The 25,517-nt window shown below is 31.3% G+C and carries 20 protein-coding genes; 7 read left to right on the top strand and 13 right to left on the bottom strand.

Annotated features, from left to right (window positions below; translation table 11 throughout):
* Nucleotides 1–650: 650 nt before the first annotated feature.
* The 3 genes from AAGU22_RS08285 to AAGU22_RS08275 all read right to left on the bottom strand — a co-directional run bounded on the left by AAGU22_RS08285 (nt 651) and on the right by AAGU22_RS08275 (nt 2,370).
* The gene (locus AAGU22_RS08285) at nt 651–863 is read right to left on the bottom strand and encodes a hypothetical protein (protein WP_458718652.1); all 213 of its coding nucleotides are present in this window, start codon (nt 861–863) and stop codon (nt 651–653) included.
* A 233-nt stretch (nt 864–1,096) separates the two neighbouring features.
* Complete coding sequence (locus AAGU22_RS08280; RefSeq protein ID WP_458718651.1) at nt 1,097–1,612, bottom strand: hypothetical protein; 516 nt, start codon at nt 1,610–1,612, stop codon at nt 1,097–1,099.
* A 494-nt stretch (nt 1,613–2,106) separates the two neighbouring features.
* A complete protein-coding gene (locus tag AAGU22_RS08275; RefSeq protein WP_458718650.1) occupies nt 2,107–2,370 on the bottom strand; it encodes a hypothetical protein in 264 nt (87 codons plus the stop codon).
* A 548-nt stretch (nt 2,371–2,918) separates the two neighbouring features.
* Between AAGU22_RS08275 and AAGU22_RS08270 the strand changes: the two genes are divergently transcribed.
* The gene (locus tag AAGU22_RS08270) at nt 2,919–3,056 is read left to right on the top strand and encodes a hypothetical protein (protein WP_458718649.1); all 138 of its coding nucleotides are present in this window, start codon (nt 2,919–2,921) and stop codon (nt 3,054–3,056) included.
* A 446-nt stretch (nt 3,057–3,502) separates the two neighbouring features.
* Here the strand turns inward: AAGU22_RS08270 and AAGU22_RS08265 are convergent, their stop codons facing one another.
* Together AAGU22_RS08265 and AAGU22_RS08260 are read right to left on the bottom strand one after the other, a co-directional pair.
* Entirely contained in the window at nt 3,503–4,594 is a 1,092-nt protein-coding gene (locus tag AAGU22_RS08265; protein WP_458718648.1) for a YVTN family beta-propeller repeat protein, read from the bottom strand.
* Nucleotides 4,595–6,222: 1,628 nt separating this feature from the next.
* The gene (locus tag AAGU22_RS08260; protein WP_458718647.1) at nt 6,223–6,384 is read right to left on the bottom strand and encodes a hypothetical protein; all 162 of its coding nucleotides are present in this window, start codon (nt 6,382–6,384) and stop codon (nt 6,223–6,225) included.
* Nucleotides 6,385–7,193: 809 nt separating this feature from the next.
* Here AAGU22_RS08260 and AAGU22_RS08255 point away from each other — a divergent pair.
* Complete coding sequence (locus AAGU22_RS08255) at nt 7,194–7,679, top strand: hypothetical protein (RefSeq protein WP_458718646.1); 486 nt, start codon at nt 7,194–7,196, stop codon at nt 7,677–7,679.
* 1,449 nt (nt 7,680–9,128) lie between these two features.
* Here the strand turns inward: AAGU22_RS08255 and AAGU22_RS08250 are convergent.
* Nucleotides 9,129–9,893 (bottom strand): hypothetical protein, encoded by a 765-nt coding sequence (locus AAGU22_RS08250; RefSeq protein WP_458718645.1) that lies wholly within the window; start codon nt 9,891–9,893, stop codon nt 9,129–9,131.
* Between the two features lie 320 nt (nt 9,894–10,213).
* On the opposite strand from AAGU22_RS08250, the gene AAGU22_RS08245 reads away from it, so the two are divergent.
* Together AAGU22_RS08245 and AAGU22_RS08240 are read left to right on the top strand one after the other, a co-directional pair.
* Nucleotides 10,214–10,387: a hypothetical protein gene (locus AAGU22_RS08245; RefSeq protein WP_458718644.1), complete on the top strand. Its 174-nt coding sequence runs from the start codon at nt 10,214–10,216 to the stop codon at nt 10,385–10,387.
* A gap of 2,353 nt (nt 10,388–12,740) precedes the next feature.
* On the top strand, nt 12,741–14,348 hold the full coding sequence (locus AAGU22_RS08240) for a HAMP domain-containing sensor histidine kinase (RefSeq protein WP_458721708.1): 1,608 nt from the start codon (nt 12,741–12,743) through the stop codon (nt 14,346–14,348).
* A gap of 565 nt (nt 14,349–14,913) precedes the next feature.
* Here AAGU22_RS08240 and AAGU22_RS08235 read toward each other — a convergent pair.
* The 3 genes from AAGU22_RS08235 to AAGU22_RS08225 all read right to left on the bottom strand — a co-directional run bounded on the left by AAGU22_RS08235 (nt 14,914) and on the right by AAGU22_RS08225 (nt 17,277).
* Complete coding sequence (locus AAGU22_RS08235; protein ID WP_458721707.1) at nt 14,914–15,207, bottom strand: GYD domain-containing protein; 294 nt, start codon at nt 15,205–15,207, stop codon at nt 14,914–14,916.
* A gap of 497 nt (nt 15,208–15,704) precedes the next feature.
* A complete protein-coding gene (locus tag AAGU22_RS08230) occupies nt 15,705–16,562 on the bottom strand; it encodes an adenylate/guanylate cyclase domain-containing protein (protein WP_458721706.1) in 858 nt (285 codons plus the stop codon).
* Between the two features lie 313 nt (nt 16,563–16,875).
* A complete protein-coding gene (locus tag AAGU22_RS08225; protein ID WP_458721705.1) occupies nt 16,876–17,277 on the bottom strand; it encodes a cyclophilin-like fold protein in 402 nt (133 codons plus the stop codon).
* Nucleotides 17,278–17,758: 481 nt separating this feature from the next.
* On the opposite strand from AAGU22_RS08225, the gene AAGU22_RS08220 reads away from it, so the two are divergent.
* The 3 genes from AAGU22_RS08220 (at nt 17,759) to AAGU22_RS08210 (ending at nt 21,516) form a co-directional block, all read left to right on the top strand.
* Nucleotides 17,759–17,974 carry a hypothetical protein gene (locus AAGU22_RS08220; RefSeq protein WP_458721704.1) on the top strand — a complete coding sequence of 72 codons (216 nt, stop codon included), beginning with the start codon at nt 17,759–17,761 and terminating at the stop codon, nt 17,972–17,974.
* Nucleotides 17,975–18,710: 736 nt separating this feature from the next.
* Nucleotides 18,711–19,007, top strand: coding sequence for a hypothetical protein (locus tag AAGU22_RS08215; protein ID WP_458721703.1), 297 nt, complete (start codon nt 18,711–18,713; stop codon nt 19,005–19,007).
* Between the two features lie 1,969 nt (nt 19,008–20,976).
* Entirely contained in the window at nt 20,977–21,516 is a 540-nt protein-coding gene (locus tag AAGU22_RS08210; protein ID WP_458721702.1) for an MEDS domain-containing protein, read from the top strand.
* A 111-nt stretch (nt 21,517–21,627) separates the two neighbouring features.
* Here AAGU22_RS08210 and AAGU22_RS08205 read toward each other — a convergent pair whose 3' ends face one another.
* The 4 genes from AAGU22_RS08205 to AAGU22_RS08190 form a co-directional block, all read right to left on the bottom strand.
* The gene (locus AAGU22_RS08205) at nt 21,628–22,911 is read right to left on the bottom strand and encodes a sensor histidine kinase (protein WP_458721701.1); all 1,284 of its coding nucleotides are present in this window, start codon (nt 22,909–22,911) and stop codon (nt 21,628–21,630) included.
* Nucleotides 22,912–23,627: 716 nt separating this feature from the next.
* Entirely contained in the window at nt 23,628–23,849 is a 222-nt protein-coding gene (locus tag AAGU22_RS08200; protein WP_458721700.1) for a hypothetical protein, read from the bottom strand.
* A gap of 347 nt (nt 23,850–24,196) precedes the next feature.
* Nucleotides 24,197–24,388, bottom strand: coding sequence for a hypothetical protein (locus AAGU22_RS08195; RefSeq protein ID WP_458721699.1), 192 nt, complete (start codon nt 24,386–24,388; stop codon nt 24,197–24,199).
* A 554-nt stretch (nt 24,389–24,942) separates the two neighbouring features.
* Nucleotides 24,943–25,152 carry a hypothetical protein gene (locus AAGU22_RS08190; RefSeq protein ID WP_458721698.1) on the bottom strand — a complete coding sequence of 70 codons (210 nt, stop codon included), beginning with the start codon at nt 25,150–25,152 and terminating at the stop codon, nt 24,943–24,945.
* Between the last annotated feature and the right edge of the window lie 365 nt (nt 25,153–25,517).

Raw genomic sequence — 25,517 nt, 5'->3', positions numbered from 1 at the left:
TTTATAAGGATATTTTACCATACATAGAATATATTTGGGCAATTATGGATAGTTTTGTGTATAGAGACACACTTTGATTCTTCTAACAGCGTTTAATCATTGAAGCAGTCAATATTAACTCACTGCTAACAGTATATAGCCGTCTTAAGCATAAAAGAGTTCTTACTATGAAATTAATACAAATAGTTGAATGATCCTAGTATGCTTAAAAAAAATGGTTAGTCTACTCTTATCTTTGCCAATTAATCCATATATCAGGACAGATTTTTGTGCTTATAACACGTTTATTAAACAATAACATTCCTGGAGATTGCTTTAGCGAAAAACGATCCAAAATCGACTTGTAATATAACTATTATGAAACCCCGAAATAACCAAATTTAGCGGCATTTATCTATATCGGAACAGTTCCCATTTAACTAATGGGTTCGAGGTCCTATCTGTCCGTTTGTTTTGATTTGACTTTGAATTGAAGTTTAAAAGCAGAATGGACAATTTATTGCCAAGATGAAACTTATAAAGCCAAAGATAAAGATAGAGATAGGATCCTCACATTCTCACCATCCGGACAAGTTAACCAAGTGTTTGATATATGTCAGCCCAGACTGGGAATTGAGGTATTGATTGACGAGATTTGAAAGATTCTTTGATTATAATCTTCCCTCTTTACCCATTACGACCACATTAATTGTTTTTGTTAGATTCTCCCCAGGTTCAATAATATCAGGATAAGTACCAAAAGTTAACCAAACATTGTCTTTTTCATCTATTGATAAATCGGTTAGAATAGCATTAACAGGAATAAATTCCGAGGTGAGTATTGATTGAGGAGTGAAGCCAACACAAATAGTGTGACTATCCATCTCTAATTACACGAGGCAGCACATCTGTGTTATTTAGATGATATGTTTTTGCACCATCATTAGTGTCCATTAACAGGGTCATCTAACTCAGAAGTTCAAGATGATTCAGATGGTAAAATGTTATTTTTACAAAAGTTATAAACATCTTTCATGTTAAGAATTCTTAGGAAATCAAAATAAATAGAGAGAAGTCATGAGTGCTTTAAGATAGTATCTACATTTGGTCAATTTCATTATCTTTTTGAATCCGCCTCAAATCTTTTCATGAACTTGTTAATGGCTTCATCCTCTGAAACAGCAAATCTTAAGACTTTGCCATCGTAGCTTTCTACTTTGGATTGTGTGATGCTAAAAATTTCCTTGTTTCCTACACCTCTCTGAGTCAAGATTAAACCGTTAGAAACCTCTTGAACCTCTCCCAAGTCAAAATCGTTATTACCTCTTGCTTCCTTTTTGATGACATCATCCCAGTCGATTTCTTCCTTTGTCATTTTTTCTTTAGAGGGATCCGCCTCAAATCTTTTCATGAACTTGTTAATGGCTTCATCCTCTGAAACAGCAAATCTTAAGACTTTGCCATCGTAGCTTTCTACTTTGGATTGTGTGATGCTAAAAATTTCCTTGTTTCCTACACCTCTCTGAGTCAAGATTAAACCGTTAGAAACCTCTTGAACCTCTCCCAAGTCAAAATCGTTATTACCTCTTGCTTCCTTTTTGATGACATCCGTCCAATCAATATCTGAGCTCATGATATAATTTGTTAAACATATTATAAATATGACAACAAATACCCTCTAGATGAATTAATTATGCAGGGTGCAGCTAATATTAGCAAATTTATTAATTTTCCAATCCCATTATTGTAAATTGGTATTTGTCGAAATTCTTGTATATTGAGACATATCAAAAAAATAATATGGAATATTGAGAGGTTAAGTACAACTTAACTTAACCAGTATTAAGTTTAGTATATTTTATTTTATTTCCACCAGGAGGTTTTTTGCTATTAGTAAATACTAAAAAATTCGAGATTAAATAATCTATACAGTATATTTAAGCTACGTTGATTATATCTTTGTAGTCTAAGGTGAATGAAATGGTTATGAACTTTGAAGAATCTGAATTCCAACAGGACCTTATCCTCATCAAAACCGTTATAATAGAATAAGCAAAACCCAAATCCAATTCCTATCGCGCTATTTCATTCGTTATATAGGCTTTGAACGTTTATGTTGTTACCTATTTAAGGTGTATTACCTGAATTTTCACCAGTTTTGATATCAGGAAGCCTAGGACCATTATCCGTTACACTTAGACTAGCCTGGTTTCCACCACCGCTTTTTGCTGCTGCGTCATTTCCTGTATTGTTCTGCGATTGTGTACTATTGGCAGTATTACCTTGAGCAACATTAATGGTTATTGAAATAGGACCTACTAATAGAATGAATGATACTGCTAGGACTGTTGATGTAACTAATGCTTTATTTACATTGATGACTTTATTCATCAAATTTTGGTATTCATAAAAATATATAAACAGATTTCTATAATAATTAGATATAAAATTATTTACTATGTTAATTCGGACCTGTTAACTTAAGAAAATGATATAGCTTGAAGAAGCACTATTTCTTATATGTTAATCAGAAGAAAGAGAACCGCCTCACAGTACATTGGCTATGGTCTGTATTTGTATTTTCTAGGCTAATCATTAAGGAACGTTGTCAAGGCATTGTCGAATCTACATATAGTCAAAAAAAGTCGTTGCAATCCGGAAATGGATTCAGAAGTTTAGTCCTCAAAGGATACCATCGAAAAGATGAAAAAGATATCAGAATACATTGTAGATGAAACATTGTTAAAGGTTGACTCAGAGTTTATCTGGATTTGGGTATCAAATAATATTAAGACGAGGTTTTGGACTCATAATATATCTATTACTTAACCCCTTGGGCCCATTAACTACATGGGCTCATATACTTGAATGTCTTAACTTTAATCGGTTAAAGACAGGCAGAATGAGAAATTATCAAAACTATCTGGAGGTATGGAAAAGTGCCAACCAAACTCAATACCACAGTTTACAAGATAAGGTTGCTTTCAAATAGGGATAATTCTCATATTATTATGGAATTCCATGAATTCATAAAGGAAAATGGAACATCGGAAAGACATATAATTTTCTTTGGCTAAAATCGCAAACTCTTCAAATTTCATAGTTTTGAGCCCTATAATTTCGATTCTTGTGAGCAGAAACATTTCGAGGTGATTGGATATAAATTTATTTCAAGAATTCTGTTTACAGAATCCAATTCCATTTTTTAGCTAAGAAGACATGGCTTCTTTTGACCTTGTTCAAAAAGAACACTACTTTGGAAACCTCTGGTTGACAAAATAAGAATGTACAAGTATAAACTAGATTCTAGGTACAATGAAGATGTTCTGTTTTTTTACCAATCATGATTGAAATAGAGTATCTTCAAACTATAGATCTATCGTTAAATCAACGAAGCCATATAAGCACAATTAAGTTTTTTAGTTTATTAGCTCTGAATAAAGGAAAAAATTGGATGAGATTTCAATACGATCTTGAATCGTAAATACATAATTCTAAAAGTGCATTCTCAAATGCATACAAATTAGTGAATTACGGTCACTAGGCCTTCCGTACCAGTGAGCGTACCCGTTACATAAGTACCATTGTTTGAAGGATTATACGTCAGTGCTAAGGGCACATTATTGACATTTAGTGTTTCTGATACATCATTATTAATACTGTCTATAATAGATACAGAATTTGATACCAGGTTAGCTACGTAAATGTTGTTGTTAGCTGGATTAAATTCCAATGCAACAGGTTCGGTACCAACCACCGTATTGCCCAGTAACGTTTGATTTGATCCTCCAATTACTGAAACAGTTCCGGAACCGTAATTTGCTACATAGATATTTTCGTTAGATGGATTAAATACTATTGCTTGTGGTGACATGCCCACTTCAATATTGTTGATTACAGTATTATTAGTACTTTCAATAATTGAAACTGTTCCTGAATCACGATTAGCTACGTAAATGTTGTTGTTAGCTGGATTAAATTCCAATGCAACAGGTTCGGTACCAACCACCGTATTGCCCAGTAACGTTTGATTTGATCCTCCAATTACTGAAACAGTTCCGGAACCGTAATTTGCTACATAGATATTTTCGTTAGATGGATTAAATTCCAATGCAACAGGATCACGACCAACATCAACTTCCTTTATAACTGCATTAGTATTGCTGTCAATTATTGAAATAGAGTTAGAAATCGTATTTGCTACATAGATATTTTCGTTAGATGGATTAAATTCCAATGCAACAGGATCACGACCAACATCAACTTCCTTTATAACTGCATTAGTATTGCTGTCAATTATTGAAATAGAGTTAGAAATCGTATTTGCTACATAGATATTTTCGTTAGATGGATTAAATACTATTGCTTGTGGTGACATGCCCACTTCAATATTGTTGATTACAGTATTATTAGTACTTTCAATAATTGAAACTGTTCCTGAATCACGATTAGCTACGTAAATGTTGTTGTTAGCTGGATTAAATACTATTGCTTGAGGGAATTTTTCTACCGAAATGGTCGAAATTACACTGTCTCCAAAGACATGGTCCACTCCTTTTGATGAAGTTAGGATAATAAGCGTAAAAATTAATCCTGCAAAAACTATTGAGAACATGTCTTATGTTGTATTATTACACGTGATATATATAACAATTTCACAGAAGTTTCTGGCTCTGGTGAGTTGGCTTAATCCATGAACCAATAAGTTTGTGCTATTTGTGGACTTTTTTGTTTTCTCGATGCGAGAGTCAGCTTACTAAAGTATCTAAAATGGCTCTAGGAGTTCCACTAGAATTGGATAGTAGTAACAGTTCAGACCCTGATTGTGCTAAATTAATTTACTTTTGGAATCAAACCGAAGATTTAGAAGAATAAAAGGTAAAACGTTAGAAAGTTATCTATTATAAGTCTCTGTTTCCCATCTTAAATCTACAAAAGCAATTAACTCTTTTGTTTCATTATTAATAACAGCAATGCCAGTTAATACCCAAGTAAAATTTTAATCTCTCTTTACTATAATTCTATGTATAGATTTGTGTGAGCCGTCGGGTAATATTTTAATATATTTATCAAGAGTTCCAGGCATGATCATAGTTTCTATTAGAAATCAATAAGGTGTTGGTAAAATCTTACTGCTAAATCATAATGCTATATAGAATTATTGCCATTACATTTTTTATCCAAAAATCATTCTTATTGCTGAACAATGACCAGTATAGTAATAGGCTAGATAAGCCTTAATGATAATATATTTCTACAAATCTTTTTCAGATCATTCCATTCCAAATAATCTCAATATTTACCTAATTATTTAATATGATAAACCCATTTTCAAGAACCGGTATAGACATGTCTACCGTTGTGCCCTTGTGAAAAACAATCAAATATTCAAGGAATTTTTTTATTAAAATTTTCACTTTTAATTCAAATTATTTATTATTTTGTTAAATTCATTATTTAAAATTCAAAATATTTTAATATGATGTTATTGTGAAATTTTTAAAGGAAACCAAACTCATTGCCACAATCGTAATTATAACAATACTTGCTGGCTTTATGTCTCTTGTCACACAAATATCCCAAGATGCTTCGGGTAATGCTAGTTTTTGCCCTTACAAAGGTTCAAAACAACAGGGTGCGGCAGTATGTAGCGATGGGGACTGCAAGAGAATATTCACACCGAGCGAAAAAATAAATACAAACAGAAAATGCTAAGTGCTCAATTGAATACAAACTAATATAATGATAGTCATTATATGAACAACCACTTTTTATTGTTAACACATAATAAAATCTGAGATTTTTCTCTACGATTTGGAATTAATTCAATATATTAATTAGTCTACATTATTGAATTGACATTTAGCTAAAATTCAGGTATTTATTTTCATCCAATTTTAATATCCCAATAGAATATTCTAGGTTTAGTATGCGAATAATGTCAAAAGCTCAAATAAGGTTTTTGTTTTTTTAGTATATATAAGATAGATTTTTTCATCTATTGAACCCCTTTACCTACCTAACTCAAATCCCAATGCACCCAAACTAAATTTTCGCTCTATCTCCAGATGTGTTTTGATGAAATACTTATTCCATAGTTTAACTACATAAATTTAACTAATTCGAGACAGAAGATTGTCTTAATTATGTCATTATGACATCTATCTTCTCAAAACCCTATTAATGTATTATTTAAGATATGATTGTACTAAAATCAAAGTTTAAAACATAGTTACTCGATTTCTAATCCAAACGTCCTTCTTTACGTAATTCCGAAAGTATCTTCATTAAAGTGTCATAATCAATGTTAACTTCATTTAGAATAAATGAGTAATCTACTTTTCTGTGTTTTTTGATAAATCTTAGAATAGTCTGCTTTTTCTTTTCATATACTCTATCATTCATTAATAAGTAATATTGAAAGAGTTTAGTAACTTTTTTTGTTTTGATGTGGTATAGACCATTTGACCTTATTACAGGGTGTCTCTAATTTGTCTTCATTACGAATGAAAATACTTATTAATCAAAAAAATTAAGGTAAAATTCCTAATCAGGAAATGATTCAAATTTATTTAGCCTAATATTGTATGCCTTTTGTAAAAGGTTGTAGGATTTGGTGTAAACCAATAAAGGTCTTGAGATAGCATAACACATCTCAATACCAAGACCCAATACCTACAAATAGTAAATTGTGAATAATGACTACTTCTTACGTCTTAATTCTATTAATTGGTAGATCAGTCAACGGTTTGTTAGAATTTTTATTCATTGATAGGCCTTAATTAACGAATATTGATTTCTAGTTGGTTTTGGAAAACGATATGTTCATTGCTAAACCCATTAGACAACCTACTAAATTGACTTTCCCAAAGAAATCGACCAATTGAGAAAAAAAGAAAGCAATAAGCATATACCAGCAGATAGAATATTAATTGATTCGACGATTGACAACCAGTTATTAATGTATGTTTCTAATTAAATTTGAATAAACTAAGATACCAGATTCTTTTTATTAGAAATCCTAAATTACTTGTTCTAATTCTTGATCAATAGTGTTTAATGTCAATTTAATAGTTTCTATCGAAGGAATCATTCAAAATTTATGTTATAATAGTGATTAGAATACATTAATAACGAGATATTGATTGATACCCTTAATAGATTCAATGGGTATATGTAATTATGACAATTGTTAAATATTTAATCGAGGTGGGATGAGTTTAAATTCTCCATATATAGGTTATACAAATAAAGAGACAATTGACAATTTGGTCGTATTTGAAGAACAAAATGGGCGAAATAATATTCCTTTTTCTGAGATTAAAACAACAGGCAGAAATATGTTAAAAAATCTAATAATAAAAAAAATATCGAGGAAATATCTAGCATATAGAAATAGTTTGTCATATATTGATGATAAAATTGATGCACGATATCTCACCACAAACAGTGAACATAGCTTCACGAGCAAGTATCCTGATTCATTGTTTAGCAAAGGAGTTAAAATATTAAATGAAGAGATTGTAGGCTTTATCATGAAGGAAACAAAGGATAAGATCGTTGTATTTGGGAATTACGTACAAAGGTATGATATTCCAAAATCAAAAACATATGAGGTTGGAAGTAATATTTTCCTAAACATGAATATGAAAGAATTTGTAACTTATGAAGTGGATAATTATAATCCCTTACCAGAATAGCAAAATGCTGTATACTAACAATTTTGAAAACCTGGAAAAAATAATGATAATTCAACCATCTTAGCATCTATGATAGGTATTAGCCTTAGCGGAGGAGGAGTAGTTGAATCCTTGTTCTTCAATTTTCAAAATATTATTAGATTATCGCACTGATTGGATCTACAGGTCTAGACAGAAATATCGTATCATTGACATAACCGAGAATCATGGATTCATGCGTTGGAAGGCGATATCATATTTAGTCAATTATTTACACAAGTATTGCCAAAACTGACTTAGAATTTTAATTGTATCTAGTGTATTATCACAAAGATTCACCGGTCTATGGACATTTACAAAATGGCCTTGCTTGGCAAATACAAAATTAGTATCATGGAACTGAGGAACAAACAATACCATAATGAAGAAGAGCGTAAACACAATAGTGGTGGGGGATAAGAAAGGTGTTCTGTTTTATCTGTCTTTTTTCGCTTCCCGCACCGCAACTGAAATAATACAGTTAGTGTGTATAGCATATAATAGAAAGAAATCGATAAATTCTAAATAAGTCGATTAGTATAACAGCCCTAAATCAAATATTTTAATTTAAAGTCTTTTTTAAAATATTTGAAACTGATATACATCTTAAATACTGTTACCATAATTCTTAAAACAAATTTGAACAAAGTAGAAAATTGCTCATTAACCTGTGTATGGCTTAGTGCAGTTTTCATGTCTTATCTATATTTTCTTAGAATAGTGTTACCATATAAAGTATTATAAGTGAACTATCTTATAAATATTACTCATAATACATCGTATTTTTTAACCCATTCAAGAACACCTGTTAATTCTAATCGCATCTTGCTTGTTCTAAGTTGTATCAAGTACTGGCTCATATAAGAATTATTTTTGATTGATATTGGATATTTTCAGAGGGACAGACATGTCCTCACTAAGTTCATCGTAGAAGGGGAAAGTGATTGTACTGGTAAAGACTAAATCTTTAATCGCTCTCAAAATTCCCATTTTTTAAATTACAATTTATTATTTTTACGAATATCGCAAGGTCATATTCTTAAATTCACATTTTATATTGACAAAGGCTTTAGAATGCTGAAAGTCAGGACAGGACTGACCTTTGCTCGGTATCGAGGATGAATTACTCTAGTTGAACTCGAGAGAGTAGAATTCAATCCAATCTTGTTCATATTATAACTCAAGTGAAAACTAGAAATTTTCATTGTTAATCTCCTTATTCCTAAATCCTGCAATATTATCCTATGAAGATGAGAACTTAATAAAATGGGCTTATACTTCAATATAGTGGACCACATAACGTTCCGACAATTGAAAGAGTCAAAGTATCGTTACCCAATACCTCTCCATCATCCATGTAAAGGTGTTTAGCCACAGAGTACTTGTTCTCGTATCCTGCTCTACCTTTATACTTTTTTTCTTATTATGCTGTCAATGCGACGACATTTCAGACTCACTACCACCGGACTCAGATTCGGATGTGCCTTCATCATTTGTAGTGGATTCCCCTGCTGTTGTGTCAGATAAATCTTCGTCTGCCTGTGGCGAGAAATTAGTTTCTTGTTGTGAATCACTTTGTGGTTCTTCGTTTACTATATCTTGTTGACCCGTTGGTTTGCACATTTGGATACACATCTCTGTTCCTGGTGGACACGGAGAAAGACATGGTTCCTTTTTATCACTGCTATCTTGACCTTCACCGGATGTTTCTATCCCGCTTTTAGGTGCTGTTACGGTATCGTTGTTACCATTTAATTTTGGTGACGACGATAATGGTGGAGGAGAATGATAGTCACAAGGTGCTGTAATACATTGAACGGTACCCGATTGATTTGTTGTTGCCTGGCTAGAAGGGAAATCACAAGGTGCTGTAATACATTGAACGGTACCCGATTGATTTGTTGTTGCCTGGCTAGAAGGGAAATCACAAGGTGCTGTAATACATTGAACGGTACCCGATTGATTTGTTGTTGCCTGGCTAGAAGGGAAATCACAAGGTGCTGTAATACATTGAACGGTACCCGATTGATTTGTTGTTGCCTGGCTAGAAGGGAAATCACAAGGTGCTGTAATACATTGAACGGTAACCGATTGATTTGTTGTTGCTTGGACAAGGGCGAATGGCGTCATTATCATAGTAGTTCCTAAAATAGCACCACTAATTATGAGAACGGATAATAATATTAATTCCTGCATTGATATAAAAAAATTATTAAGAAACTATATAAGCATTTTACACTATGAATTTTTTTTGAATCGAGTATGCTCATTTAAAGGTATTTTCAATATTTATTGATGGATGTTCATTAAGACTGCACTTAGTCGACTTAAAAGGACAATATTCATCAGATAAAGAATGATCAGAATAAAACTAAAATAGGAAATTCGAAATCGAATCTACAAACTCTCTTAAGTTATAAATGTGTAAAAAATAAAGAATTTTTGTGAGGATTTGTAATATGATGCGCCTAATGACAATTGGATTTTCTCTTATTTTCCTTCTATCCTTATCGATTATGAATAATGCTTTTGCAAGGCAAGATAATTCATTTAATGTTGCTGCTGTAGGAGATATCAGTTGTAATAAAAATGGAAAACAAACAATTTCATCAATGGCAAATAATCATCCTATTTTAGTTTTATTCTTACGCGATTTATCTTATGATAATAGTTTATCCTTGCTTCTTTGATCAAATCAAGATTTTAAAAAACGATCTCCAACACAAGCGGCGAGGGTATAAAGTGTGATGAAAAAACGTGTGTTTGTACTAGCGATTAGGATTACAAAGATTTTGCGGTACTGTGTAAAAAAATACTATTGAACTTTCTGGTGGAGGTGGAAGTTGTAAGAGAAGTTGATCTAAACTTCTCGTATTCTTACAAAATAATAAAAATGATATTAATTTAGAAATTTGACTGAAATACAATTCGAACCCATGTTAAATCACCTATTTCCTTTGACAAAATTTCTTGCAATTTGAGTATGATATATCAAACGAAGTTCTAATAAGAATCTACCAACCGAGGTTGCAATATTGGTGAGCAATAGAAAAATCACCTTAAGTTAATAGAATCATTTGAACTATGACATAATCTTTATAATTCCGTACTCTTATTTCATTTTAGAATATACTTTAATGAACCCTTATCGGTATCAAGCCCTTGAGCCCATTACTGTTATAAGGATATAATTTCAAAAAACGTTAATAAAGTAATATTCACTAAAAAATTTAATTGAACCCGCTTTACCTATCAAACTCAAACCCCCAAGGGCCTGAACCTTTGAATTACATTACTATTTGCAGGAAGGATGGTTAGCAATTGCGTTTTTATTTCCCCGAATTTCTGATATATACATCAGATTCAGTTGTCGTCCTATATTTGATATTTGCATTTGCATATAGAAATAGACTCCCTATTTTTATAATAAGGCTTTGAATCCCAAACAACGTCCGATCTAATTTTTGAATATTGTTATCAATACAATAGTATATGTACTAATGACATTCAATTAAATATCTCGATTAAGAAAGTGACAAAATATTTTAAAATTAACGAAATCTGTGTCTAGTTTATCAATTTGGGTTATTTCAAGTGAATCTCACAGACATATGTATTCAGACAGAAACAAGGTACTCAGTATCTCTTTCTTCAGATTCTTGCATCATTATTCTAGAATCACTAAGAAGCCCTGTCTTCAGATAATTTTCCTTGGATAAAAGCATCTTTTGCCTTTTTAATTCAGCCTCTTTACAAATAATATTCAATAATTCACATTTTATGCACATAAACACAATATCAAGATTGTAGTATAAAGGTTTTATTATTATTTAGAGAAAATCTATATCTGATCTTAATATTTAATAAAAATTATCACATCAAAGATAATTTTTTGAATCATTTATATAAATTATATTTCTTTTAAGAATTGTGTTTGCTTGATACAATGAATATATTTTTTGTTTTTCTCACTTATTTGAATATTTTTGTATTGTTAAAACAATTGTCGAATAATAATGATTATCGAATCACTCACATATATTAAAGAAGGAATTAAGAAAATAATATTTTGTAATTTCAATAAGCAATGAAAATATGATTTTGCTTATGCTTTTATTAATTTCTTATATTTTTGAATGTCATTACGTAACCGTCGATCCCTCTCTAGGAGTTCGGTTATATTTCCACTTAGAAAAATTTGGAATTTATATAAAAATACTTCAAGATAAAGTAATAAAGTTAAGTCTCTCCATCAGAACAATAAATTTTTTTACTAACTTTGTTTTTGTAGGAATCCCCATCTTAAAGACTTAGCGTCCCAACCCAGGTTGAGGATCAAACTATATTCGCTGTCTATTCATTGAATCAAATTATATAATTTGGTTGGCTATTTGATTATGGTCGGCAAATAGTCATGTCTAGCAAAATAGGGATTCGCTTGTCTTTTCGAAAATTACTACTTGTTTCAATGTCTTACCGATCGCTTATACGATTTTTTTATATTACAATCCCCAAGATAACCTAATGGATTCGAGGCCACCTGTGCTGTGATTATTTGCTTTATTGATTTTTGATCCAATCTAGTCAATGTATTACAACCCTGTTATCGCAGAGAACTTAATCCCAAAGGATGAATCCTTATTATACATAGGGTCAACTTATTCTATAACATCTAACTTTAGTCTCTAATATGTGGTATTTTTTCTACCGAATCTTCTTTTGTAAATGGCTGGATTGCCTAACCCAGAAGTTAAATCATTTCAATAGTATCGCCTTATCATAAGAATTTTACCATTCGGTGCTTCACTTGACCGTTTTACCTGTCCTGAATAGAAATGTGCAAAAATTCCCATGCATTGTGGTCGATGTCATGAGTTACATCTACTAAAATACCAATAATTCATTCGAGGATTCAACGGAGTTGGTTGCGCTAGTGAATTCTGTATAATTCCTTTAATTGTGTCACCGATGCGAATTTGAAATTAAATGCTGATAATTTGCAATGCTTATATGTTTCGCCCTACAAATACGGATATGTTTTATATGGAAAAGATTCTTAAAGGATCTTTCTCCAAAATAGTTGTAAAAATTGGGATATTGTCCCTTGTGCAAATTATATTTATTATCATTATTTTTAGTGTCTTAACATATATCCAGTCACAACAAACATTATTGGGAAATACTATCAATATCGCAGGAAAAAACCGTTTTCTTACATTAAATGTCCTTTATGAGGCAATAGACTATTTGAATATCCGGTCACCAACAAATAATTACAATACTGATATTTCACAAATAAAAAGTGCAGAACAGCAGCTAGAGTCTAATATTATGGTATTAAAAGATGGTGGAAAAATTTCCGGTGTAGATACACAATCACTGCCAACTAGCTTCTTGGACAGTTGGAATATAGTAAATTCGACTTGGAATGACTTTAAAACTCTATTGGTTGACAAGATATATAATGATGCAGTCACACAAAAACAATCTAATTTTGATAATAGTCTAAATTATTCGTTAAGGCAACAACTTGTTCCAATAGCTTTTGGTCTTATTAATTCATCTGATGCTTTGGTTACACAACTAGGCCAACAAGTAAAAAACAATCAGAATAATCTGGTTCTATTACAGATTATCTTTGGTGTGTTAATTATACTAATGATTCTATTTATATTGTTTTTAGTTAGACATTTGCTTAAGCCTATCTCTTCACTAACCAAGGCAACCTCTGAGATCAAAAAAGGAAATTTCAATATATCAGTTGATTATAACGGTAAAGATGAACTTTCGACATTAATTGAATCATTTAACTCAATGGTAGCCACCATAAGAAATGATACTAAAAGGCAAACAGAATTGACAAATCAATTAAAGCAATTAAACGAACGATTAAGATATGAAGATAAAGCCAAAGATGAATTCATGTCCATGATAAGTCACGAGCTTATAAATCCTTTGGTTCCGATCAAATGTTTTTCAGATTTGTTGTTAAAACCCAAAGATCTAGGAGAACTAAATGAAGAACAAAAAGGGGCTGTTGAATGTATTCAAAGAAATGAACAAAAACTAGAATCTCTGGTGAAAGATATATCGGATATATATAAGTTCAGTATGGGTAAAATACATCTATTAAAAAAAGAGATACCCATATTAAATCTTTTTACTAATGTAGTAAATGATTTAAAAATTATATTGGAAGAAAAAGGCGTTACTATAGTAACAGAGGTTAACACAAAAACATCATCCACGATTATTTGTGATGATAGAAGAATAGAGCAGGTATTATCTAATTTAATAAAGAACTCTGTTGACTTTGTTCCCTGCGAAGAAGGAAGAATATTATTAAAAGTAGAAGAGTTAGGAGAAGATAAAAAAGAGGAGTTTGATGCTGCATATATTAACAAAAAGCATCTCTTATTCACTGTAAAAGACAATGGAGAAGGAATACCAGAAGATAAAATTGACAATCTGTTTGAGAAATTCTATCAAGTTGATGTGAAGGCGTCCAGAAAATACGGGGGAACTGGATTGGGTTTGGCAATTTGTAAAGAGATTATTGATGCACATGGAGGAAAAATCTGGGCTCACAATAATAAAGATGGAAAAGGCGCTACATTTTCATTCACCCTTCCTCTACGGTTCCACGAATAATCTAGAGAAATCGGATGTCTTGTTACATATTGATTTAGTCAGAATCAAAATACATGTCGACATGGTGAATACTCCTAAGAATTCAGACGTTGAATTCTTTTTATATTAATTAACTGCAATAAACTCTTTACCAAGTAGATGGCCACCTATTTCCTTCATATTTTACCAATTAAAAGCATAACGCATGCTATCATTAGTATTAGTACTAATAAAATGTCAGCAGAATGGTAATATATGAAATGTGTTTACCCAATGTATTTGAATTTGATAGGTATTGGTTTTTTCATAAAATGTTACGAAATGACCTGACCTCTAGAATAAAATATTTCTTTATCTTCTGCATGACATCACTAGTTTTAGTACCTCTAGTTATACCAGATAGCACCTTTGCTTTAAAAGTTATTTCTCACTCATGTCATATATTTCAATAATATTAAAATTTATACCTTGAAGTGGGTGTACTTTTTATAATATCAATATAATTAATTCATTACAATTATTTAATTAGTTTTTGTCTTATTATTTGAAATCCATTATGACGCTCAATATTTTTGTACTGAAAAGGTCATGGAAGGTCCTTTATAATCTCCCTTCCCTCCTCAGCTGTAAATGCTTTTAGGGTTTTGGTCTTAACATTCCCATATGAACCAACTTTGAGCACCAGAGACATTACTGCCTCATCATTTGGAGCTTCTATAATTATAACATAATCGTATTCTCCAAAAGTAAGGTAGCCTCCAATCAATTTTCCACCTGCTTTTTCGACCGATGCTCTAAATGAGCTATATCGATCATAAGATTCCTTAACCTTGCTAATCCCTTGATGCGTCCAATTTATGAGTAAAATGTAGTGTGACAAATGTAACAGATAGATACTCAAGCTTCTATTTATGTGTCATAATTGTTTAGAGACAAATCTTTGATAATGCGGTATTTGATGATTGTACAGACAATTCAATTAGGATAATATCTATTGGAATTTGTGTTAGATTTAAACCGTACCTATATTGTGATATGGAAAAATTAGTTTAGACCCTTTACTATATTAATCAACTCCTTTAGCCCATAATTGTAAGAACATTAAATCCAATTTATCAAATGTAAATAAACTTGAGAATTATTAAAGTACTCATTGAACCCTTTTACTTACCTTGCTCAAACCTCCTTGGGCCCCTTACTATAGTAGTTCTTTTATTCGGTTCTATGAATAGAGGGTATTAACTAAAGTGTTATTCAAATGTAAAAATGAAGAACCAGTTATTGTTAAAACAAAATTAACAGTATGATTTCTAACATTTGGTAATAAAAATTGATTATAAGTTAACTGTGACCATCAATAACCTATTCAATTGCATATTAAGTAGTATATACTTTGTAAGGCTTCTCATTGTGTTTGTCCATATATTTCCAATCCTTATTTTCCAAAGAAATCTTTTCAAAGTCGGACTGTGATTTAGGGTGTAATAGCGTATAAAAGGTTCCTCCTACAGAAATCCTGTCAGGGCGAGCAAGTGATGTTATTTTGGCTGTAACGTTCATAAGATATCCTATTAAATCTATTTGAGAACTTTTATCTTTTCCATACTGGATCACCACATTTTCTCCTCCGGCCATGCCTATTTTGATCTTTAAATCAGGGTAGCCATGTCTACGAAAAACGGGATTAATATCATTTCTTACTGCTGCTAACATTGAATTAGCGCAACGATAGGTTCGATCACAAATAAGATATTTATTGAATCCTGAAGGGAAAAACGATATGATGGCATCGCCAACATATTTTAAAACAAAGCCGCCATAACTTTCTATTAATGAGGATAACTCGTGAGAAAATGCTTTTACGATAGTAACGAATGTTTCGGTTGGCAATGTCATGCTCATTTGAGTAGACGCTGCTATATCGGCATACATTATGACCAGATCAATTTTGGAATTAACATGTTGAAGTAAAAAACTTTGACCTTTCTCAATGGATGTATTGTATTCGTATCTTTTACTTAAGACATCTTCCAAGCGACCTTGTCTCAAATTACAAAGTGTTTTAAAATCTAAGATACTGTTTTCTTGAATATTAGTCATGTTTTCATTGGCGATTTCGTCTGATCTTTTGTTAATTTTGAATTTTTCAACCGAATTGTCATCCTTGCCATGATTACTATAATTGACTGATTTCAGAGTGTTACATACCCTAATATTATATAATAATATTATCATGGGTTTTGCTTAGTTAAAGGATTTTAGATTTTAGATTATCTTTTTAACTAATTTTTTAGATCCGAAATTTATTTCTGGTCATTTGAATTGATGTACGTAAAATAGGCGATAATCGGTTAGGAATCAAAATCTCCTCGACTTCCATTCAACTGACTGGATTATAATAAGAACTAGATAATACTGAATCTGATAATGACATTAATCGAATCCATCCCACCTGCAAAGACTAACCCTCCTTGGGTTTGTGTAATATATGGGAATTTAAAGTTCTCATTTGGATGTATTGCACTACGCGAGACCTTGAATTATCTTTTCATTGTTTTATGATCACATTTGTTTTGACTTTAATTTGATTTAAGATATCATATTTATTTGAAAAATCATCTATGATTTTACCTACTATATTAACAGGAGAATATGCCAATATTTTCCCATCTTTGCTTATGGGTGTTGGACCGAAGAATAAACATAATGCTTTACCTTCAGGCCAATATGCTACATCCAGTTCATTAACTTCCGTCTTTGCATTTTCTTCTTTAGCATTTATTTCTGTTGGATCGGTATAGAGCTCATCCCCCCACCTGTTAATTTTGACTTTGACTGGTAGATGGTCCAGTATTGCCTGAAAAGTCATTGGAGAAGGTGAACTGTCCAATTCTAGTCTCATATTTTTATTATCAAGGTCGGAGAATACAGCAGTAATGATCTTTTTCATATACTAAATTAACTAACGCTTGAGTTATATTCAAATATCCATCTTTATTAATTCTTCATTTGACGAAAATATTTTTTAAAAAATTAAAAATATTAACTCAGATCATTTTTACTTTGTAAATATTAGTGCCTAAAATGGTGTTTAGATTATCAATACTATCGTTAAAACCATTGTAACCATGACGGTCTCCATAGACAGTACTATATGATTGGTCAAGAAAAACCCCAGTACAATGTTGGTTAGAAATTAATCTTTATTTTTCTAAGATGAATTTTAATTATGTTAGTTATCTTCAATAAGCAGATTTAAAAATTTTTGCGATGTGATTGATGAGTTTAAGATCATATTTCTTTACATCCAGTAATTAAACATTCTAAGAAAAGCGGCTCGTAAAAAGAGCGTTTCGTTTTTTATATTACCTTCAAATAGTCTTTAGTATCTTCTGGAATCCAAAAATTCCCAAGTTTGTTATGAGATTTGTTTGCGATCCAGTTTTATATACAAAATTCTCAAAATACATATGATAAAACAGGAAATATTTCAATGGAATGATACTATAATGGATGAGATCAATAATTTTCTTCAGAGAGGAAATAAAAAGATAATTAATATTCAAGTGGTGAAAGATTTCGATGCTGGAGTCACTGGAGTAAATTATATAGTCTTTTATGATGAGGGTGTTGATTTTACATTTTAATTTTCAATGTTGCATTCAAATTTTACAATGAGAGTAAATTTTTCACAAATAGAAATAAAAAGACTGACATCATTATGTGATTACCAATCGCCATTCTTTAATTCTCTATGAACAAAACTATTAAAATCATAATTGTTTTCATGGGAACTGTTTTTTCTCTTTTCATGATTGTTTTTGGATTGGAATATGTCTATTCCGCAGCAATTGGAACCAATAGTTATTGGGGTAATCTGCTATATTTCCTTGCTGGAGGTCTTCTTTGTCTAGCAATAGGGTCAACCGCTCTCTTCTTATCAGTGAAATTATACCGTACTAGATAAATTGATAACTAATTTTCTAAATGTTTAAAAATAGTGTGGCCTTAATTTGTCCACATTATGGAATGGGCCTCTTAAACGATTTAAAAATTTAGGTAAATAATTCCTTGTCCGAAAATTAAAGTTCATTTCACATATTAAATTTTACTTTTATAAAATATTGTAGGCTTTGGTGCAAGCCAATAAAGGTCATGAGGTAGCAGAACAGATCTCAACACCAAGACTCAAAACCTACATTCTGCTATTTGTTATATATTTGCAATCTTGTTATTTTTTATCTGACACTATTATTTTTCAAAATTGGAGTAAATTTTAATTTCCACTCTATATTACCTCTCTTAACCTCGTAAACAAGTTGGTTGATAGATAATTATATTTAATTTAAAATACTTAATATTTGGTAATCATATTGAGCAATTATGAAAACAAAAATCAAAGATTTCATTGACAAATCACCGGATACATACTTTACCTTTGAAAGTGTTCACTATAATCTGCATCTAAATTCAGGTAGAGAATATCTTTCGTTATATGGTCAAAATGCTTCTAGGCCTGATGTAATTATATCAAAAGATAATCAAGTTGATGATATAGAGATAAAACACGAACCTAATAAAAAACAAATCATCGTATACAGAAAGGGGATTGAATTCATAAATTTTGAGTATCTAAGTCATTTTACTTTTAACTTGGAATTATCCAAAAATTATAGATGAGAAATGATTTTATAGTAAAAACCATTCCTACCGAATATCATGTTGACAAATGGCATGGTTATCTCAATATTTTATTAGTCGGTATTCTTCGATTAGGATTGATTATATAGTATAATAGAGAGATGGATTAGGGAAAAGGATCTCATCTGAGCCACTTAGTCAATTAAGTGAGGAGTAGATTTAAAATATATTCAATATAGTAATGCCGAATTCAAAAAATATGGGTTGGATAAAAAGATAAGAGTGTATTGTGCATAGATTATACAGAGAGAATAATAATACGGAAATGGTAAAGTCTAAGATTGAATATTAGATAGGTCTAATACAGGACATCTAGTATTCTTTATCATGTATGAACTTAAATCCATAATAGGACCAATGTTAAGGAACCGATATTGGAATTAAGCCCCTTAGTAAGATTAATCAATAGAAATTAATTTTGGTTGAATATATCTATAAAGACTTCGGGGAGAAGTCCTGTCTTTCATTGAAAGGCATTAACAGTATCTTCTATTTTCAAAATTTTGCAAACTTTTTTGAAGCAGAATCCAAAATTCTTCCCAAATTTGTACTACATACCTTTCGGCCCGTCACTTTCGCTACCTAATGGAGTAACAACTATAGTTTACAATATCTTACGAGAATTTTACATAGTAAGAGGTATATTTGATGCAGCGTTAACAACTATTATCATCAAAGGGCATAATCTTAAGATATGACAGCGTGGTTTCTTAACGCAGTAGTATGTTGAGAATCTTTTATGTTGTAGATTCCTAATTAAATTTGTATGGTAAGAATGACCCAAAAACTGAGAAACCACTTTGACACAAAAGGTCATCGGATTGACTTTGGTTTTTGCTCTAGGTGTTTCAAATTCTTAAGTTTAGATGATTATAGAATAGGTCAAGAAATAATTTGTAAATATTGTAGCAAGGGAGACAAAGTTCTCTCTTAATCTTTCTACTAATTTTTAGGCCAAAACAAATTGAATGATGACCAGAAAATGACATAATCTCATTCTAGTATGCTGACAAAATTGGTCCTCAATTAAAGTTGAATTTACATCTGTACCACCTTCTGAGCTTTCTGGACAAATTAGTGTCACTGCATTAGGTTCAACAGGAAAACAAGTAGATTCATGAAGTAATTGGTTGTCCTTGAATTTGAGTTGGGAAGGCAGTTTAGCTAATAGTTGTAATAAACAAAATAATCAAATATGAAGATACATAAGTTTTGGGTTTGACATGCTTTAATGATCCGCACCTATTTTATATGATTTGCTATCCGTTTTGAACTTCTCATATGATCACCATATTACATTAAATTAGTAGTTATAAACCAAACAAGATGATTTGGTATTCAACAATAATAATCAGTTTATTTTTTTGGTCCCATTGTTGTAAACTATTTATCATTGTAAATTAGCCAAAATTCTTTAATTTTTACCGAAAAGATCCTTGGAGCTCAGTCTGTACAAATAAAAAACTCTGGTCATGCGTTACCCAAATAATATCTAGAAATACTAAATCGAGTATTACAAACATTTCTTACAACAACAACGCCCACTGGCTGATGAATCAAGGAGCTATCTTTGGTGAATGACATTAAAGCTATTACTAAACAGATGAGGGATTTTGTTCAACCCATTAAAGCCTGAATAATATCTGAAGGGCTACTTATGAAGTTAAATTCTTCTCACAATAAAGTACCATGAGAATATTTGGGATTAGTGGAAATATCAGTCAAAAGAAGGTCAAGAAAATAATGAAAATGGATCGCAATAAACTCTAAGATTCTTTACTAATCTTCTGCCGTCTATTTAACATAAATAGTCAGGGTAGTTAGATAATCGATATATGGTAACATTTGTGATAACGTATCTCATATGCAAAATTATTATATATTATCCTCATTATTGCCCTTTCAGAAACAAAATTCTTATATTTTGGATCTACGTATATGAAATCTATTGGCAGGGAGGATACAGACTATCGAGAAAGGAAATCACATAATTGCAGTCTATCCTAGTAAACAGGATAAATTCAATGAAGCCTTTGTCTTTCTAAAGGATGGTCTTGAAAGAAATGAGGTTGCTGTTATAACAACCACAGATCTCCCAAAATATGAGATCCGTGCAAGGATGGAAAATGATTGGCAATTAAATGTTGATGAACTCGAAACCCGAGGAGATGTTATTATCAGAACCACTGAGGAAACATATTTCCCCGATGGGATACCTAATATTCAGCGAACAATTGCATTATGGTCTACACTAGTTGAAAACTGTCTTAGCAAAGGTAAAAGAGGAATCCGAGTTTTTGGGGATATGAGCGCATTTTTCAGAAGCGGTTTTACAAAGGAATTACTTGAATATGAATCATGCTTGGAACAAAGGTTTAACTTGCCTATTATTGGTATTTGTGCATACGATTCCAAAGATATCGATAATAATTTTAAATTAAACCAGATAAGACAGCTGCAGCAATGCCACGATACTATCTGGATGTAATGTTAATGAATATTTTAATGGTCAACGGATCGGTGATAGAGGGCTGTCACCAGAGTATTGAGCTGGATAGGATCTAAAACTTTAACGTTAGCGTCATATACAATACAATTGTTACTGTGATGCAGGAAAAATCATTCCAAATACAGTACCTTGTTTGTAGTCCTCATACACTCTGTCTCCTACCCAAATTTTGCCTTTATATCTTTCGACAAGTGTTTTTACTATAGATAAACCCAATCCACTCCCCTCAGCCTTAGAATAAAATCTACTGAACAATTCTTGTTTCATTGAGTCGGGTATTCCTTTACCATAATCAGATACAGTTACCATCCAATATTTTACCTCAGCAATAAAATATTCTCTTATTAGAACTTCAATTTTAACCTCTGAAGATTCTGTGTATTTTACACTGTTGGAAAATAAATTAACAAAAATTTCCTCCACCAGATCTTCTGCAATTATAGTTATATTTGTGGTATCTTTAAGTTCATCAACTACATTTAAAGAAAGTCTGATCCTTTTGCCTTGTGGGTTATTATCAGTTAGTGTTTGTTCCAATGTTGTATATGCATTATTGATAGCATTTGGAAGATTCTTTAATACTAATTTTAGATCCTTTTGTGTATATAGCCGTTCTAATCTACGTAAGTTGTCTAAAAGCGATTGACTTTTATCTATTGCTTTTTTTGCAGTTGTAAGAAATGAAAAGATTTCTCCGTTGTTCTGGAATAAGTTGTTTGTGTCATTCCTATTTCTTTCTACAATAAAAGTTACAATCTCCAAGCTATTGCGTATTATCTGATGATAATTTCCTAAATCATGTGAGAGTATATCAAACAAGAGTTCAGAATGCATTTTTTCCTTTATAGTTTTATCATTATTTTCTTTTTCTTCCCAAATGAGATCAAAACAATAAACAGCATTTCTCACTATGGGAATTTCTTTGGAATAGGACCAATTATTGAGGGAAAAAATTGGATTGCTACCCTCAGTATCATGTCGGTACGATTGATTTTTCATATTTACTGAAAAAGATAACATATCCTGCTTGTCTTTTATAAGCAGCAGGGAATTTGACAAGGATTTAGGTAATGATGGTTTTATTGATCTATATCCTATAAATGGGACTAAGTGTTTGGCTAGCCGGGTACTATCTTCGTCAATTGTGCACAGTAGTCTGATAATGATATTCTTGGCCAACTTCTGGGATACTATATTATCAATTATCTTGTAATATGACATGAATTGTAAGGATGCAGGTCCAGGCAACAGTATATCCATTTCGGATTCAACTGATTGTATAAATTTGGATAATTTACCAAGAAATATTTTGTCCATTTTTGATTGATTATGATTATTGTTACATTTTCCTGCGCGTTCATTATGATCATACATTTTTTATTTTACCATTGAATATTGCAAATGTATACCAATATAGTGGATTCTAAAGCTATCATACCTATAAAATTATCTGTGTACAAGCATAACTTGTGGTATATTTTTTGTATTTTCTATCCATCATACAAAACTCAGTTTATTGTTGAAGTAATTATCCCTGGTTAGATTTACGGTGTCTTTATCTTTAGAATAGAGGGTAAATGTCGCCCCATCACGCTGAAACACCTTTTAGTTATCAAGTGAATTCCCAGTAACAGAGTAGTGATTAGAATGCTATTTCCTGATAATGATAGATCGTATTGGACCATAAAATGAAGTCAGTTTTGTTTTGAACCAGAAATAACCGATACCAACGGTTTTGCCTCTTGTTTGAATAGATCTGTTTACTTAAAAATATATTTTGTGACGTAAAAACTTGCAAACATCTCGATTCTATAATTTAATAAACTGCCCTCCGGTTTCTTAAAGTCAAATTGAATATTGCTATACTTTACTATGCATTAAACCCATTGCCCGTATTGTTCAAGCACCATTCCGCCCAACCTAAATGTTGTCATTTACATGTAAATAGTGGTGGATTTACATTATATGGTTAATAAAAAATTCCCAAGGATTATAGAAAATGCTACAGGATATAAACATAAAAAATCAATGAAATATTCAAAAAATGGATGTACTTATGCCATAACAATTAGAAATAGACGTTTAATCTATTATTGACTATTTGTTTTCATTGTTGTAGAAGTGGAATTTGAATTGCCAGGTCCGCTTGTAGTGGTGGTAGTGGTGGTGGTAGACTGTGAGCCATTTTCAGTTCCAGGAGAAGAATTACTGCTGTTTGAGGCCTGATTTATCGAGTCAAACGTATTCTCAATATTATTTTCAACTGCATTATTTATTGAATCTGTAAGACCTTGAGCGTGTGCAACTTGCATGACGGGGAATAGAAACAGCGCTAAAAAGATGAAACTATAGTTCATAGAATCAGTTACATTTTATAGTATAAAAAGATGGGTATAACGAATGATTCTTTTTGATAAACCCTTCTATTTTTTAGTCTTACAATTACTCAGAACTTATTTCATAAAAAATCGAAATCTAGTCCCAAAATTTAGCGCACTTTAATCCTTATCTAAAAGTGATTAATACAATTGAAGATTATGATAAATAAAAATACAAGAACGAACATTAATTAGATTCCATTTAAAAACAATAATTTTAGCAAAATTGATCATTATGAAGAGCAATTATCCCGGCATGATGAAACAGGTATTGTGTCCAATTATTTAACATAAAAGACAGTTTTTGAATTAGGCTTTAATTGATTAATGGAAATAATTGTTTTATCTCGCTCATCATAAACTGTGTTTTCCTTTTCCATATGCAGTCTTTTATTAACTTTAAAGGAGATATCTTCAAGCAATTGATCACTTGATATTATGGTTATCTTTTGACCTGTTATCGCAATATTCATCTGTCTTGTTTTTTTTATTCTTTGATATGAATCAATGAAAGTTGTCCTCCATGAAAAAGGTATTTTATCAAGTAGATCTATAATTTGATTCCATTGTTCATACGGGTATTTCCTCGTAATGCAATCTTAATTCCAATCATAAAAATAACGATGAAAGTGGTTTAGAAAACATAAAGGTGTTCTTTGAATCATGCAAGAGGAGATGGTGTTGGATATTCATCTTACAAAATGTTTGTGAAGTTTCTTCTTCTCTTACTACTTTTTTATTATCATTTGAATTTGGGTTATCTTTAGACTTCTAGGAAAATTTAGTATTATTCCTCGATAATTTTTGATATAATAATAATCGGCATTAGAAATTATAAATGGAATAATGGATCTTACCTCAGTAAATTTTTTTAAGTCTATTTCCCAAATGTTATTTAAAAGAATTGGGAATATATGGTGATCAAAAAATCTGTGGAAGATTGTCCACGGATGGGGAGCATACCTAAATTTGAGATTAAATTTAAATTGCTCGTATAAATGTCATCAAATGGGGGAGCAAATAAAAACTAGATAAACATCAAGGGATTTTTTAATATATTCCTTCCAATATCTACATAGGATTCAACGTCTATTTTATTGTTTTTTATATCATACTCATTAATTAATAACCTGTAATAACGAGTAAATGTGTCATTAATAATTCTGTTTATTTTTTCGTTATTTCCATCTATGGATTTACTAAACTCTCCTGTCCCATCAATTAAACTATGAGACACTCCATGTTGAATTATTTCAATATGATTTCAATATGATTGCAACTGATCCTTTCCTTAAGTAATGAGCATGGTTCTTTATTATTCTCAATAGAATAATATTTTTGAGACTTCATCATATTAGGTGGTACACCAGTATCATTCATAGCTTTTTGATAAGGTATTACAGATAGGCTTACTTTGAATTGATGTCCCTTGCCTTCGAATAAATTAATTAGATCATATAGGGAGAATTTTGAAACACTAGTGCTCAAGTTATAGAAAGAAAAGAAATGTTAAAAGTTGTTTTTGGATACCAGTCATATTCTCGCCCGTCATCATATTAACGTGCCAAACCTGGTCCCTAGTCGGTTACATAAACTGCAAGG

The sequence above is a fragment of the Candidatus Nitrosocosmicus sp. R genome (assembly GCF_054408505.1).
This window is presented reverse-complemented; position numbering and strand designations above follow the sequence as displayed.